Here is a 14,425-nt window from a genome sequence, read left to right on the forward strand (position 1 = left end):
GAATCAATACATGAAATCACAGTCCCATTAATACCTGTGAACCAGGCCCAATTCCTTCTCCGATACATGTCTTTCTGCATAAGAAAAGCGCAAATCAGATACGATTTGCGCTCTTCTTATGCTGCGGAAACCAGGGCCTCATAGGACTCCAGCGTCTTTTCAAGCTCTGGCCTCCGCTCTGCTCATGCAATATGATTACAGGCTCCTCTTTCAGGTCACATTCCTCAGGTGTCCATGTCTCAACATCCGGAAGCATATAGTACCGGGGATGAAAGCTGCAGAACATCTCTCCCTGCTGTGTAAGTACCCGGTCAGCGTTGATCTCAATAATTCTGCCGGTTACGACATGGGATTTATACATAGACATCGCCTCTCCCTGCTTATGTGATTATCCTGTTTTGAGGGTTTGTATTTTATATTAGTGGCGGATGGATTGCTCCCAGTTGCGGTATTCCGCTTCCGCATCATCTTTGGTATGGCCATAACGTTCCTGCAGTTTGCCTACCAGCTTATCCTTCTCACCGTCGATAACATCAAGATCATCATCTGTAAGTTGTCCCCATTGTTTTTTGGCTTCACCTTTAAGCTGCATCCATTTCCCCTTGATTACATTACTATCCATTACATGCTCATCTCCTTAGGTGTCTTTTTTAGTATGACCAGAGGCTCATGTCTTAAAAAACTATTACCCTTGATCCTTAAAATTGAATCTATCCCCGTCCGCACATAAGAACAGCAGCTCCCGTCGTTTTTTGTCACATAATAGTCTCTTTAAACTGGTATCTAAGTATTTTAAAATTTGATATAATTCAACTGTCGATAAAAAAGTTTATTTCCAAGTGATTATTTTCACATGTATCTTGTCTTGCTTGTGCTAAAATGCCATCGAAGATAAAACGAGATGATTAAATTTTTTTCTATTATCCGCCGATATATGTCATGTGGCTGCTACAAAAAGGGTCTTTAGACGGATTCAAAAGTGATAAATGTCATTTATAAAGTGATTTTTATCACTTCCAATTACTATTAAAATGTTTTACATTTTAATATATATATTTTAAACTATTTCTTTGGAGGTCATACTAAAATGAAAAAAGCTTCTATTATTTTGTCGAGCGCTCTTGTACTTGGTACTTTGCTCGCAGGCTGTGGCAACAACAACAATGGCAACAACGCGGCAGCAACGAACGCACCTGTTGAATCCGCTGCACCTGCTGCATCCGATGCCGGCACTGCAACTGCTGAAACAGGTAAGTATCAAGATGGAACATACTACGGAACAGCACCGGCTGACGAAGAAACAGGCTGGCAATCATTCGTTCTGCTGACTGTTGAAGGCGGAAAAATCACCAAAGCTGACTGGGACGCTTTCAATACTAAGAAAGCTGGCGATCTGAAGAAAAAAGTTTCTGAAGATGGTAAATACGGACTGGTAGCCAAAGGTGGCGGCCAAGCAGAATGGCATGAGCAAGCGGCTAAAGCTGAAGCCTTTTTGATTGAAAAACAAGATCCTGCAGCGGTAGTTGTAAATGCTGAAGGCAAAACAGATGCCATTTCCGGCGTTTCCGTTGGAGTAAGTGACTTTGTTACCGCATCTCAAGCTGCTCTGGCTGCAGGCCCTACACAAGTTGGACCATACAAAGACGGTGGCTACACTGCTGAAGGCGAAATGGATGCTAAATCCGGCTGGAAATCCACTGTTGCAATTACGGTTGCAGGCGGAAATATCGTAGCTGCTAATTTTAGCGGCGTGAACGCTGCAGGCGATGACAAAAAACAGTTTTCCGTTGATGGCAAATATGGCATGAAAGCCGGCGGCGGTGCTGCTGAATGGCACGAAGAAATTGCTCTTGCCGAAAAATACTTCCTTGAAAACAAAGGTGCTGCTCCTAAACTGGATGCAGAAGGAAAAACTGACGCTATTTCCGGTGTTTCCATCCACGTTGGCGAATACTTTACACTTGCAGAAAAAGCACTTGAAGGCGCGAAATAATATTCGCTTCCCTTTTGCAGCTAATCAGATGAATGAGGTGAGTTTCTCTTGAAAAAAATAGTCATTTTGGGCGGCGGCTACGGCGGCGTACTCACGGCTAAGAAACTGGCAAAGAAGTATAAGAACAACAAAGATGTAGAAATTAAGCTGATCGACCGCAATCCTTATCACACTCTCTTGACTGAGCTGCATGAGGTGTCCGCGAACCGTGCGCCTGAGGATTCAATTAAAGTTGATTTGAAGAAAATTTTTGCCGGCCTGAAAGTGGATGTTGTTCTGGATGAGATCAGCAATATTGACTTCAAGAGCAAGAAGCTGAAATCCGACAAAGCGACCTATGCTTATGATTATCTGGTAATCGGAACAGGCAGCAAACCAACATTCTTCGGAATTCCCGGAGCTGAAGAGAACACCTTCTCCTTCTGGTCTTACGATGACGCGGTTGCACTCAAACGCCAGATTCGCGATATGTACACCAAAGCCGCTAAGGAGAAGAATCCTGCTGTCCGCCGCGCTATGCTGACCTTCGTCATCATCGGTGCTGGCTTCACGGGTGTCGAACTAGTTGGGGAAATGGCTGAGCAACGCGAAGAGCTGTGCAAGGAATTCTTCATTGATCCATCCGAAGTGCGTCTGATCGTTGCCGATATGGCTCCGAAGATTCTGCCTATCCTCCCGGATAAGCTGATTCAGAAGGCTGAAGCCCGTCTGCGCAAGCTGAACGTCGAAATCGTTACTGGTGCCAAGATCACTGAAGTGGGCAGCGGCAGTGTAGCTCTCGGCGAGAAAAACATCGTGGATTCCCAGACTATTGTCTGGACTGCCGGTGTAGAAGGTTCCGAAATCGTTGGCGGCCTTGAAGTACAACAGCAGGGACGTAAACGCATCGTTACCAACGAGCACTTGGAAAGTGTTGACCATAAGAATGTCTACGTAGTAGGGGATAATATCTTCTACATTCCTGAAGGCGAAACCCGTCCGGTTCCGCAGATGGTTGAAAATGCTGAACAAGCTGCTCCGGTCATTGCGAATAACATCGCTGCAGATATCAGCGGTACCGCCAAAAAAGCTTACAAACCAGGCTTCCACGGCACGATGGTCTCCATCGGCAGCCGCTACGGTGTTGCCAACGTAGGTCTTCCAGGCAAGTTCTTCATGCTCACCGGATTCATGGCAATGCTGTCCAAGCATTTCATCAATATGTTTTATCTGTCTCAAGTAGTAGGTTTTAACAAAGTATGGACCTACATGATGCATGAATTCTTCCATGTAGAGAACCGCAAGAGCTTCGTGGGCGGCTACTTCTCCAAACGTTCGCCGAATTTCTGGCTGGTTCCGCTCCGTATGCTACTTGGGGGCATGTGGTTATATGAAGGTATAGACAAGCTCAGAAAGATCTGGGAAGATCCGGATAAGATTTTCCTGATTCCTGCTCCTGCGCATCTTACGGATGCCGCCTCCTCGGCCAGCGTTGCCGTCGATGCCGTCAAGGATACAGTAGATGCCCAATCCGCAGCTTCCGCAGTAACAACTGCTAAGGAAGCGGTTGAAGCTTTGTGGGTTCCAGGATGGATTTATGATATTACCCACTGGTTTATGAACTTGATGTTCTATAACAGTGGCGGAACAGATTATACAGCCCTGGCTAAATGGTTCCAAATCGGCATGGTTTGTGCCGAAATCGTCTTCGGTGTTATGCTTATCGTTGGTCTGTTTACAGCTATCGCTTCCATAGCGACCATAGGTATGGCCGTTATGATCTGGTCTACCAAGATGGCTTCAACAGAAATGCTCTGGTACGTTGGAGCAGCTATCGCATGCATTGGCGGATCGGGCAGCGTCTTCGGTCTGGACTACTACGTCCTGCCTTGGCTCAAGAAGCAGTGGAAACGGATCCCGCTTGTGCGGCGCTGGTATCTATATACCGACTGATCTTAATACCCTCTGCTTAGTGCTTCTGACACCGTTTAATTAAATATAACAGTAACTTATGTGTATTTTATGTTGCTGCAGCTGAATATGATGATCTTAAGAGTAATGTGTCCGTAGGACACATTACTCTCCTTATTTATCAAGGTACTAGCATAATCCATCACAGATTTGTTTGGTTTTAACAAAGGGTTTTGTAGGGATAATCAAGGCTATGGTTTCTTCCGGCAAAACCGACAAGAAGGAGAGAATCTTGTGAACAGAAAACTCATTAAAGACAGCTTCCGGTTGCTTCAGACTGAAATGTCACCGATCGCCGGAATTCAGTTGCATCTCTCTCCGGCAGAATGTGAGCAGCTGCTCTCGGTACTGGAACGCCATGATCTGGAATATGACCGCAAAGTCCATTTGCTAGGTATTTATATCATTCTTACTGTGGCGGCTAAACGCCATATGGAATGTACCCCACATCATCCTGACCTGATCCGCAACATTTTGGATGGAGATTATTTGTATAGCTTTTATCTGCAATTTGCGGTGAAGTGCCGTGAACTGGACCTGGTTGCTTCTCTGGCTCCTTCGATCAAAAAAATGCAAATCGCGCGGTCAAATGGAGACTTCGCAGAACAAAATCCGGCGGCGGGCATTGAAGAGTTCCTGATCCAGGAGCGAAGGCAGCACAGCCGCACCAGCAAAGCCATTTGACAGGTGGGAACCGTAAAGATGAAGCTGCATGAAGCCTTAAATATAGACCTGAACGAAATTAACCATGAAATTCAGAATATTGTAGCCCGTGATAAAGACGTACCCAAAAAGTCACAGCTGGCACAGAGCATTCTGGAGCTGACAGGCTCCGGCGGCAAACGGCTCCGGCCGCTGATGGTCATCGCCGGCGGCCGTTTTGGACGCAAGCCTTCGGGCCGCAGAACGCTCCAATTGTCTGCTGCCGCTGAATTTATTCACGCCGCCTCATTAATTCATGATGATATTATTGACGATGCTGAGCTGCGCAGGGGCGCTCCGGCCCTGCACACCAAGACCGGCGTACTCTCCGCGGTGCATATCGGGAATTATATGTCCGCCCGGGTGATCGAACTCCTCAGCAAATACACCGGTGACAAAAACCGGTATGTCCATGATTTGTCAGCCGTGGCTACCGCTCAGTTATGTCTGGGAGAATACCAGCAGATGGAGCATGCCTACGATTACAATCTTACCTTTGAAGAGTACCTGGAGAAATCCCGTAACAAAACCGCCTTACTGATGGCAACCTGCTTGCGGGTCGGCGCGCTGTCTACGGAGAGCACAGAGGAAGTCGCGAACCTGTTATATAGCTTTGGCGAAGCGCTGGGCATGTCCTTTCAGATCCAGGACGACCTGCTCGACTTCACCCAGTCTGCCGATGTGCTTGGCAAGCCGGCCGGAAGTGACCTGCGCCATGGCCAGGTTACACTTCCGGTACTGTTTGCCCTGCAAGATCCCGGGCTAGCTCCGTTGATCCGTACCATCGGCCCCTCCTCTTCGGATGAGGAGGTAACTCATGTTCTGGCCCTGATAGGCCGCAGCGACGCCCTGGCCCGCACGGAAGAAGTCAGCCAGGACTATCTGACACAGGCCGCCGGAATCATCCAGCAGCTCTCCAGCTACCCGGCACATGCCGATCTGGAGACGCTGCTGCAGTATTTTGCCGGCCGGGATCGTTAAAGCACTGACTGACACTACTTGATGAGCAAGATTGTTCATCTAGTAGGTATCAGTCGGCCGCGTCCAGCCATAGTGGAAAAAGTATACCTAATCCTTGCATTTGCCCTTCACTATTAGCTTTAGTGGGAAAAAGTATATCTAATTCGGGCAAAATTCCGCCAAACAGATGAATTCATGGAATTAGGTATACAAATTCCCACTAAACTTCGTTGTGGCAACGGTTCAGGCGAATTAAGTATACAAATTCCACTTAGCAATAACTCCTGCAGAGAATTTACTGTCTCAGTTCAATTAGGTATTCACCCCTTCTTACTCTCTTGCGTATATAAGCTGTAATCAAATACGATAACACAAAAGAAGGTCCCGATTGGGGCCTTCTTTTGTGTTTATCTATTTCTTCCGCTTGTTAGGCCTTCTTTCATATCTATCTCTTCCCCCGCTTGTGCATCTGCGGGTGAATGCGAGACGATAGATACTTATCTTTGCCTTTGCCTTCGCCCCTGTTTTCGCTAAACAAGCGAACGCAGCGAAGCGCCCGTGAGTAAGTTTAGCTTAATGTCCTGGGCTTGGGGGTTGGGGTTGGGGTTGGGGTTGGGGTTGGGGTTGGGGTTGGGGTTTATCTCTCAAGCTCTTAAGGCTGTTTGCCCTTGAACGATGGCCCTACGGGACAGAGCTCAAGGGGCCAGCCCTACCGGGCAAGGAAAGCCGCATAAGCCAGCTTTCCGCGCCGGTGTGTCCCTGCCCGCTTCCTGCTGGGCAGGCTGGGTGTGGGGTGTGCCAAGGCAAGGTTAGGACTTCGCTGCGGGGAAGTTTGGAACTGTAGGAGCGATAGCGTCCGCCTTTGTCTCCAGATGTTATCGCTAATAGCGATCTAATCCAAAACATCTGGAGACAACAGCGGCCGGAAGTCCAAACATTCCCCGGAGCGGAGCCTCTCCTAACCGAGCCCCTAACTCACATAAAAATAATCAATCAGCGTACACAGCAATATCACCATACTGATTACCTGATTCAAATTATACGAAGCCACCTTCATCAGCCGCCGGTTATGCGGCTTAATAATGCGGTGCTCGGTCATCAGAAGCAGCGTAGCAATGCCGATGCCGACCAGGTACATCCAGCCCAGATCGCGCCAGAGGTACAAGAACAGCAGCAGCATAATCATAATGAAATGCAAGCCTTTGGAAATGCGCAGCGCATTCTCCAGTCCGAAGAAGCTGGGAATCGACCACAGACCGTTCCGGCGGTCAAAATCGATATCCTGAGTGCCGTAGATGATATCAAAACCGGCGATCCAGAGCATAACGACCGTACCGATCACGAACGGGGTAAAGGCGATATTTCCCGTCACTGCAAACCAGGCGCCAATCGGCGCCGAGGCAATGACAAAGCCCAAATACAAATGGCTTAGGAACGTGAAGCGTTTGGTATACGAATAGGATGAGATCAGAACGATGGCCACCGGCGACAGCAGCAGACAGAGCAGATTCAGCATGCCGGAGGCCACAATGAACAAGGCATAGTTGATGATGATGAAGAAAATAACTTCCTTCTCCGCAAGCAGACGCTGCGGCAGATGACGGTGCGCTGTGCGCGGATTTTTGCCGTCAAAGGTACGGTCAACCAGACGGTTAAAGGCGTTAGCGCCATTCCGCGCACCGATTAGGGCAATAAGTCCCCATAGCATCATGTGGCCGGATGGCCCCCCCCCTGCAGCCCAGACCATCGAAATGATGGCGAAGGGCAGCGAAAACAGCGTATGGGAAAACATCACCAGCTCGCTGAACATTTTCAGCTTGAGCGCAGAGGTTTTGACAGCATTTAAGATGGCCATATCATTCTTCCTTTTCTGTAGAAACTTGCAGCAGCACTTCATTCAAAGCAGTCAGCAGGCCGTCGATATCCTCAGCAGTAATCACCAGGGGAGGCTGGAAAGCCAGCACGTTGCGGCCTATGCCATTTTTGCCGATTAAATATCCGCGGTCCTTCATCGCTTCCAGTACATCGTCGGTCAACGCAGCCGAACCAGCAGCATCCGGACCCGCCAGTTCTGCACCCAGCATCAGTCCGGTTCCCCGTACGTCAACGATCATTCCCGGATAACGCTCCTGAAGGGACTCCAGGCCCCCCTTGAGTTGAGCCCCCAACTCGGCTGCGCGCTCCGGCAGCTGTTCGTCGCGGATATAGTCGAGTACCGCCAGCGCCGTAGCCGCCGATACCGGATTCCCCCCGAAGGTTGAAGCGGAAGGCCGGTTCAAGGATGCCGCAATGTCATCCGTGGTCGCAAAGGCCGCTACCGGAACCCCGTTGCCCAGCGCTTTGGCCATACTGATAATATCCGGCACAACGCCAAAATGCTCCATAGCGAACATAGCTCCCGTACGGCCGTAGCCCGTCTGAATCTCATCGTCGATCAGCAGCACGCCGTAAGCCTCCAGCAGCGCTTTGACCTCGCGGAAATAGGTGAGGGCAGGCATAATCATGCCCCCATTCCCCTGAATCGGCTCAACGATCATCGCTGCGATCGTGTGGCCTTTTTCCTTCAGCACCCGCTCCAGGCTTTTCAGAGAAACGGCTGCAGCCTCCTCCAGCGTAAGCTCCGGGTGATACGGCCGCTCAATAAACGTTACATCTTCATCCAGGTATTGATCCGTTCTCCACATTTGCAGCCCGGTTACACTCATCGTCAGATTGGTCCGCCCGTGCAGCCCGCTCTCCAGCGCAATGAAGCCTTTACGGCCGGTATGCATTCTGGCTAGCAAAAGTGCGCCCTCATTGGCCTCCGAGCCGCTGTTGACGAAGAAGCTACGGCGCAGATTCCCCGGAAGCACCTCTTCCAGACGCTCAGCCAAATCCACATTCGGCTGGGTAAGATATACCGTCGAGGTGTGCTGGAGCTGCTGAAGCTGTGCAATCGTGCGTCCTGTAATCACAGGGTTGCAGTGGCCGCAGGCGACAACCGATACGCCGGCAAAAAAGTCCGTATACGACTTGCCGTTCTCATCATAGACAAACTGCATGCTTCCACGCACGAGCTGCGGCGCATCCCGGTAAAAGTGTGCGGTACAGGGATAGAAATATTGCTTTCTTTTGGCGGCAACCGCTGTTCTTCCAATGGCTGTCTCTTGTTGCTTCATGAAGGGTTCCCTCTCTTTCAGGCGCCCGTCCGGGCGGTACAATATGGATTATCAATCAGTAGAATTCTTTGTGAAAAAAATAACTTAGCAATCATACGTTTACCGTTATTATACGCTCCATAGCGATATTTTAAAATTTAAATAATTCAATTAAACTGCAGGGCACCGAGCGTATAACCAGCATACACAGGCGTAAGTCCGCCCAGTAGATCCTCTTGCGAATGTGTTCCATGAAGGGCAGCCTGGTAGGCAGCAATGATTGTCCGCAGCTCTTCCTTACTATATGTGGCGCCTTCGATCCGGAAGCTGGCAATACCGAGCCCGCGCATTTCCTTCAGCATTGGCAGGTAGCAGAGTTCTTTGGAGAACAGCAGATGGCAGCGGCCAAATTGGTCACGGTAGACCGGATTTTCGCCTTTATCGGTTTTGAGAACCAGCACATCATTACGGACATACAGATTATCTTCTTCGGCAATAGGCTCCATAACCTCGGTATTCTCGTACAGATCATGTTCCATGTACATCAGCGCCGGTGTGCCGTGAACAACAACCTCTAGCGGCAGATCACATCGCGAAATGAAGGCGGCAAAATGCTCCATCGTCATTTCCGGTGACACGGTCAGCTTTTCCAGCCCCAGTCCGGCGTACAGCCCTGCAGAAAGATGATTGTAGATATTCAGATTGGCATCACCGATCAACGGGTACCCGTAAGCTCTGTAGCGCCGAATGGCCCCAAGATTGGTAATCATCAGCCCATCAATAGGCAGCCGTTCTCCGTTCAGCAAATGATCATACTGGTTAAAATGAAGCTCATTCATCATCCGCGGCATTCCAAGGTACAACCGGGTATTCCCTTTAATGGCCCCAAGCTCCTTAATATCCTGCTTCGTAAACGGCCGGTCCGGCTCAAATACATCTCCAGGCAGATACAGGCTCTCAACACCCATTTCGATAACCAGACGGGCCTGCTCCATATTATTCACACGTACAGCTAGTTCCGGTACAGCTTTTGAACCCTTTCCTGCCTCGGCCAGACGTTCGCGCAGCTCCTGTACCCGGGTTTCGGACAGCTCGCGTTCAGCAGTTGGCGTACTGAATACCTTGCCTGTGCTGTAGAATTTGCCTGTACCTTCGTAACGGCGGTTAATGTTTGACAGACCTGGTTTGCCAAAAGCGTAAGCGGTGGAGAAATCACGTTTGCGGTTTTTGTATAGCTCTTTGGAATCCACGGTCCGGTCAAAGCCAATCGGATCTTCAATATACCGGTCAATAGCCTCGCTGTAGCTGTTCGCCAGGGAGACCATGAATTCCTTATCGCGCATCCGGCCTTCAATTTTGAAAGAGGTAATTCCCGATTCGATCAGTTCCGGAAGATGCTCATACATGAACATATCCTTGACGGCCAGCGGATATTCTGCCGGGAATACATATCCGTCCCGTTTAATCCGGTAATCCCAGCGGCAAGGCTTCATACATTTGCCACGGTTGCTGCTCATCCCGAATACCTGTGAGCTGAAATAGCAGTTCGCCCCGTGAACAGAGCACATATCGCCATGAACAAAGTATTCCAGCTCCATGCCGCTTTGCTGCCCCAGCAGCTTAGCCGTCTGCAGATCCATTTCCCGCGAAGTAACCACCCGACTTACTCCGAGATCACGCAGCGCGTAGATCATCTCCAGATTGTGTACATTCATCATGACTGAAGCATGGATAGGAACGGTAAGCTCCATCTCGCGGATCAGCTCCAGCACTGCCATATCCTGAACAATCAGCGCGTCCGGACGAACCTCGTCAAGAAACCGCAGATAGGCTCTGGCTTCCTCCACATCGTCTTCGCTGAAAAGATTGTTTACGGTGATATATACTTTTTTATCTAAACCGTGGGCGATGTCCAGGGCTTCAATAATTTCTTCATGCGATAGATTATAGCCTTTGCGCATCATTCTCATATTGAGTACAGGACCGCCAAAATACACCGCATCACAGCCCGACTCGACCACTGATTTAAAAATATCAAATGTTCCCGCAGGTGCGAGCAGTTCAATTTCTTTCCCGTTAAAAAATCTTGCCATTGCCTATTCCCCCTAAAATATCACAATAATGCCACTGCAACTCCCATGATGATGAACATAGCAACAAAAACAGTATCGGCAGCGCCCCACCTCAAGCGGTGATACCGGCTGCGCGGAGCATCCATGCGGAAGCCTCTGGCTTCCATGGAATAGACCAGATCCTGTGCCCGACGGAAGGCGCTGGAGATCACGGGTACAAGCAGCGACACCAGCATCCTCGCTTTCTCTTTCAAAGGCAGCTCCTGCAGATCGGCTCCGCGGGAGGCCTGGGCTTTCATAATAATCTGCGATTCATCCAGAATCGTAGGAATAAACCGCAGCGCAATGCTGATCATCAGCGTAATCCGGTCTGGCGACAGTCCTAATTTCTTGAAGGGTGCAAGGATCCCCTCTAGTCCCTGATTGAGCTTGCCAGGCGTTGTGGTAAAGGTAAGGAGCGCCGTGAACGTGATCAGAAACAGCATGCGGATGACTGAAAAAGCAGCTAAGCGCAGCCCCCCCTCATGCAGCGAGAACGAGCCGGCGGACCATAGCACATCTCCCTCTTTGACGGACAGAAGCTGTACGATGAAGATGAACAGCATCAAATAACGCAAGGGCTTGGCCGCCTTGATGAAATACTTCAGCGGAATACGCGTTGAAGCCATGACCGTAATCGAAAATACAGCCAGCAGCGCCATCGAAAGCCAGGAATCCGACAGCAGAATTACAGCTACATACAACAGCATCCCGGTAAGCTTGGAACGCGCATCCAGCTTGTGTACCCACGAGCCAGTCTCAATGCTGCGTCCCAGCAGCAGCCGCTCATTCATGGGCATCCCCCATTCCTGCCGACTCACTTGATCTGACGGTCCCCGGCAATGAAGCGATCAGTTCGGCAAGGCTCTCAGCGGTTAAGCGGGGCCTCTCGCCCGCAAGGCCGAACTGCCCGGCAATGGCCTGCCAGTAACGGAGAGAATGCGGCACACCCAGGCCGCAGCGCGTAAGGATGTCCGGATCGGCGGCAAGCTCTCCGCCGCTCCCCTGAAATGCAATTTTTCCGTCCTTCAATAGAACCCAGCGGTCGGCAATCGGCAGCAGTTCATCCATCCGGTGGGTTACGATAATAACTGTCCGACCCTGTTCGCGGCAGAGACGCTCCAATTGCGCGATCAACTCCGCCCGGCTGACCGGGTCCAGTGTGGCGGTCGGCTCGTCCAGCACGAATATTTCCGGGTCCATGGCCAGTACGGAGGCGATGGCCGCCTTGCGCATCTGTCCTCCGCTTAAGCGGAATGGATTGCGCGAGAGCAGGGCGAGGTCCAGCCCCATTTCGAGCATGGCTTTGCGTGCGCGCCCCTTGGCCTCCTCCGGACTCATGCCAAAGTTGAGCGGTCCGAAGATCAGGTCCTTTTCTACCGTATCTTCGAACATCTGCTGCTCCGGAAATTGAAAGACCAGTCCGACCCGGCGGCGCAGCGGCAGCAGCTTCGGTGATTTCTCACCGGCCCGTATAGTCACATCCAGCACTTTTACCGTCCCCTGCGTTGGTTTAAGGATGCCATTAAAGAGCTGCAGCAGCGTAGATTTGCCCGAACCCGTTGCACCCGCAATCCCGGTAAGTGAGCCTTTGGGAATACCAAGGGTAATATCATGCAGCGCCGTCTGCTTCCATAAACTATTCTCGGCGTAAGTAAAGCTTACTTGCTCTAGTTGTATGGCCATAGTTTATCAATTAGCTCCTTTTCGCTGGCGGGCGCATCCACCCTGATTCCCCGGCTTTGCAATTCCCGGGCAAGACGCCAAGGATACGGCTCCAGTAGATGGCATTTCTCCAGAAGCTCTGTATTCCCGAACAGCTCCTGAGGGGTCGTATCAGCGGCAAGACCGCCACTGTGCATGGCCAGCACCCGGTCCGAGGCCAGGATCTCGTCAGCATCATGCGTGATCATCAGGATGGTGTACTGCCCATCCGCCCGCATCCCTTGAAGAATGCGAAGCAACTCATCACGGCTCGCCTCATCCAACATGGAAGAGGCCTCGTCAAAGATGACGATGCCTGGCTTCATGGCGAGAATGGATGCAATGGCGACACGCTGCTTCTGTCCACCCGACAGCTCGCCCGGATGCTTGGCCAGCAGATCCTCAATCCCCAGCTTCAAGGTATAGGCTCTCAGCCGTTCCTCCATCTCAGCGTATGGCAAACATAGCCCCTCCAGGCCAAACAATATATCTTCCTCAACCGTAGCCCCGATAAATTGATTATCGGGATTCTGGAACACCATGCCAATGCATTGCCGGATGGCACCAATCGTTTCTTCACCCAGCTGATGGCCGCATATGGTAATCTCTCCGCCACTTTTGGGCAGCAGGGCGTTCATCAGCTTAACCAGTGTGGACTTGCCGCAGCCGTTTGGTCCTACTATACTCACCCACTGGCCCTGTGGAATGGATACGCTGATATTGTGAAGAATGGGGTGCTCTGGATCATAGCCAAAAGAGACTCCGTCGAGCTGGATCACAGCCGGCACCCCTTCTGCATCCTCCACGTCTTGATATGCTTCAATCATGTTAGTCATCCTTCCGCTGATGGACCCGCTTTAGCCCAAAAACTCTTCAAACAGCGATATTTTGGACAGCGACGCTACCAGATAACGCACGGCGAAGCCAACGGCAATCCCCGTCACAATCCCGGTAATAAGCAGCACCGGCAAGTAATAGAAAATACTCATGGATTTGAATACAATGGACGCCGCGAACAGCTGCCCCGTATTATGGGCCAATCCCCCCGCTATACTAATTCCGATCACACTAAATTTCTTGCCTCCCCACTTCACCAGCAGGAACATCACCACAAAGCTGAGCAGCGATCCGAACAGACTGAACAGTAGACTCGAAAAGGTGCCAAGCAGGAATGCTGTAAGCAATGTCTTCAGAATGACCAACACAAAGGCGTCACGACCCCGTAAAAAGAAAATACAGGTCAAAATCATGATATTGGCGAAGCCGAGCTTGGCGCCAGGCATGAGTCCGACCCCAACCAGCGGGATCTGGGCCTCCACCAGACTCAGTACTACAGCGACTGCTGCGAAAATAGCCACAATCACCGTACGTTTCAATGCTGTTGCCGATTCACTACTGGACATAGGCATCTATATCATCCTCCCCCGACACACCGCCTGCAATTTCTACTAACACCCGGTGCGGCAGGCACACGATGGTCTGCTTGGGACGGGTAATATGGCCGAAGCCCAGGCATACCTTGTCGGGACAGTCCGCATCGTACATTTCAATCCCGTAGTCATACACCTTCAGAATGTTATAGCCGCGCTCTGTGCGGATATCAATGGTTTGTTCTTCTTTTGTAAGCTTCACTGTCTTATACAGCTTGCCATCCACCGTTATATTAGCTACCAGGTTGTTTCCGGGTCCCGCCTTGTCGCTATCGTTCGAGAGCCATCTCGGCACGATAAAAGCAAGCGCGGCAATGAGCACGATGGAAATCAGCAGCACATCTGCGCGTTTCATAATGATCTCCCTTATTTTTTAGTTAAAATCCAGACTTATTAATTATAACGGTCCGTCTTCAATCCTTCAATGAATGTACTCGG

14 protein-coding genes are annotated in these 14,425 nt (G+C 50.5%); 4 read left to right on the forward strand and 10 right to left on the reverse strand.

Features of this window, described 5'->3' with window-relative positions:
- Positions 1-94: 94 nt before the first annotated feature.
- Together ACTJKB_RS24770 and ACTJKB_RS24775 are read right to left on the reverse strand one after the other, a co-directional pair.
- On the reverse strand, positions 95-367 hold the full coding sequence (locus tag ACTJKB_RS24770; RefSeq protein ID WP_440837004.1) for a hypothetical protein: 273 nt from the start codon (positions 365-367) through the stop codon (positions 95-97).
- 51 nt (positions 368-418) lie between these two features.
- Positions 419-622 (reverse strand): CsbD family protein, encoded by a 204-nt coding sequence (locus ACTJKB_RS24775; protein ID WP_062525224.1) that lies wholly within the window; start codon positions 620-622, stop codon positions 419-421.
- A gap of 465 nt (positions 623-1,087) precedes the next feature.
- On the opposite strand from ACTJKB_RS24775, the gene ACTJKB_RS24780 reads away from it, so the two are divergent.
- From ACTJKB_RS24780 to ACTJKB_RS24795, 4 genes are all read left to right on the forward strand, one after another.
- Positions 1,088-1,993, forward strand: a complete 906-nt coding sequence (locus ACTJKB_RS24780; RefSeq protein ID WP_440837005.1) for an FMN-binding protein — start codon at positions 1,088-1,090, stop codon at positions 1,991-1,993.
- Positions 1,994-2,041: 48 nt separating this feature from the next.
- A complete protein-coding gene (locus tag ACTJKB_RS24785; RefSeq protein ID WP_440837006.1) occupies positions 2,042-3,925 on the forward strand; it encodes an FAD-dependent oxidoreductase in 1,884 nt (627 codons plus the stop codon).
- Positions 3,926-4,177: 252 nt separating this feature from the next.
- Positions 4,178-4,627 carry a hypothetical protein gene (locus ACTJKB_RS24790; RefSeq protein ID WP_440837007.1) on the forward strand — a complete coding sequence of 150 codons (450 nt, stop codon included), beginning with the start codon at positions 4,178-4,180 and terminating at the stop codon, positions 4,625-4,627.
- 18 nt (positions 4,628-4,645) lie between these two features.
- Positions 4,646-5,626: a polyprenyl synthetase family protein gene (locus ACTJKB_RS24795; protein ID WP_440837008.1), complete on the forward strand. Its 981-nt coding sequence runs from the start codon at positions 4,646-4,648 to the stop codon at positions 5,624-5,626.
- Positions 5,627-6,575: 949 nt separating this feature from the next.
- On the opposite strand, the gene ACTJKB_RS24800 is transcribed toward ACTJKB_RS24795, so the two are convergent.
- The 8 genes from ACTJKB_RS24800 to ACTJKB_RS24835 form a co-directional block, all read right to left on the reverse strand.
- Positions 6,576-7,460, reverse strand: coding sequence for a UbiA-like polyprenyltransferase (locus ACTJKB_RS24800; RefSeq protein ID WP_440837009.1), 885 nt, complete (start codon positions 7,458-7,460; stop codon positions 6,576-6,578).
- A gap of 1 nt (position 7,461) precedes the next feature.
- Complete coding sequence (locus ACTJKB_RS24805) at positions 7,462-8,763, reverse strand: aspartate aminotransferase family protein (RefSeq protein WP_440837010.1); 1,302 nt, start codon at positions 8,761-8,763, stop codon at positions 7,462-7,464.
- Positions 8,764-8,909: 146 nt separating this feature from the next.
- On the reverse strand, positions 8,910-10,835 hold the full coding sequence (locus ACTJKB_RS24810) for a peptidase U32 family protein (protein WP_440837011.1): 1,926 nt from the start codon (positions 10,833-10,835) through the stop codon (positions 8,910-8,912).
- A 20-nt stretch (positions 10,836-10,855) separates the two neighbouring features.
- On the reverse strand, positions 10,856-11,647 hold the full coding sequence (locus ACTJKB_RS24815; protein ID WP_440837012.1) for an energy-coupling factor transporter transmembrane component T family protein: 792 nt from the start codon (positions 11,645-11,647) through the stop codon (positions 10,856-10,858).
- Positions 11,640-12,539 (reverse strand): energy-coupling factor transporter ATPase, encoded by a 900-nt coding sequence (locus ACTJKB_RS24820; protein ID WP_440837013.1) that lies wholly within the window; start codon positions 12,537-12,539, stop codon positions 11,640-11,642. The genes ACTJKB_RS24815 and ACTJKB_RS24820 overlap by 8 nt, the downstream gene beginning before the upstream one ends.
- Positions 12,524-13,384, reverse strand: coding sequence for an ATP-binding cassette domain-containing protein (locus tag ACTJKB_RS24825; protein WP_440837014.1), 861 nt, complete (start codon positions 13,382-13,384; stop codon positions 12,524-12,526). The genes ACTJKB_RS24820 and ACTJKB_RS24825 overlap by 16 nt, the downstream gene beginning before the upstream one ends.
- A gap of 30 nt (positions 13,385-13,414) precedes the next feature.
- A complete protein-coding gene (locus ACTJKB_RS24830; protein ID WP_440837015.1) occupies positions 13,415-13,966 on the reverse strand; it encodes a Gx transporter family protein in 552 nt (183 codons plus the stop codon).
- A complete protein-coding gene (locus tag ACTJKB_RS24835; RefSeq protein ID WP_074086731.1) occupies positions 13,950-14,342 on the reverse strand; it encodes a NusG domain II-containing protein in 393 nt (130 codons plus the stop codon). Before ACTJKB_RS24835 ends, ACTJKB_RS24830 begins: the two co-directional genes overlap by 17 nt.
- Between the last annotated feature and the right edge of the window lie 83 nt (positions 14,343-14,425).

The sequence above is a fragment of the Paenibacillus sp. 22594 genome, assembly GCF_052044425.1.
Taxonomy (GTDB): Bacteria; Bacillota; Bacilli; order Paenibacillales; family Paenibacillaceae; genus Paenibacillus_AQ.

What these genes read in the sequence shown, in the direction of transcription:
- ACTJKB_RS24770 (WP_440837004.1), bottom strand. Translation starts at nt 367, where the DNA reads ATGTCTATGTATAAATCCCATGTCGTAACCGGCAGAATTATTGAGATC.
- ACTJKB_RS24800 (WP_440837009.1), bottom strand. Translation starts at nt 7,460, where the DNA reads ATGGCCATCTTAAATGCTGTCAAAACCTCTGCGCTCAAGCTGAAAATG.
- ACTJKB_RS24795 (WP_440837008.1), top strand. Translation starts at nt 4,646, where the DNA reads ATGAAGCTGCATGAAGCCTTAAATATAGACCTGAACGAAATTAACCAT.
- ACTJKB_RS24835 (WP_074086731.1), bottom strand. Translation starts at nt 14,342, where the DNA reads ATGAAACGCGCAGATGTGCTGCTGATTTCCATCGTGCTCATTGCCGCG.
- ACTJKB_RS24830 (WP_440837015.1), bottom strand. Translation starts at nt 13,966, where the DNA reads ATGCCTATGTCCAGTAGTGAATCGGCAACAGCATTGAAACGTACGGTG.
- ACTJKB_RS24825 (WP_440837014.1), bottom strand. Translation starts at nt 13,384, where the DNA reads ATGATTGAAGCATATCAAGACGTGGAGGATGCAGAAGGGGTGCCGGCT.
- ACTJKB_RS24820 (WP_440837013.1), bottom strand. Translation starts at nt 12,539, where the DNA reads ATGGCCATACAACTAGAGCAAGTAAGCTTTACTTACGCCGAGAATAGT.
- ACTJKB_RS24780 (WP_440837005.1), top strand. Translation starts at nt 1,088, where the DNA reads ATGAAAAAAGCTTCTATTATTTTGTCGAGCGCTCTTGTACTTGGTACT.
- ACTJKB_RS24775 (WP_062525224.1), bottom strand. Translation starts at nt 622, where the DNA reads ATGGATAGTAATGTAATCAAGGGGAAATGGATGCAGCTTAAAGGTGAA.
- ACTJKB_RS24805 (WP_440837010.1), bottom strand. Translation starts at nt 8,763, where the DNA reads ATGAAGCAACAAGAGACAGCCATTGGAAGAACAGCGGTTGCCGCCAAA.
- ACTJKB_RS24815 (WP_440837012.1), bottom strand. Translation starts at nt 11,647, where the DNA reads ATGAATGAGCGGCTGCTGCTGGGACGCAGCATTGAGACTGGCTCGTGG.
- ACTJKB_RS24810 (WP_440837011.1), bottom strand. Translation starts at nt 10,835, where the DNA reads ATGGCAAGATTTTTTAACGGGAAAGAAATTGAACTGCTCGCACCTGCG.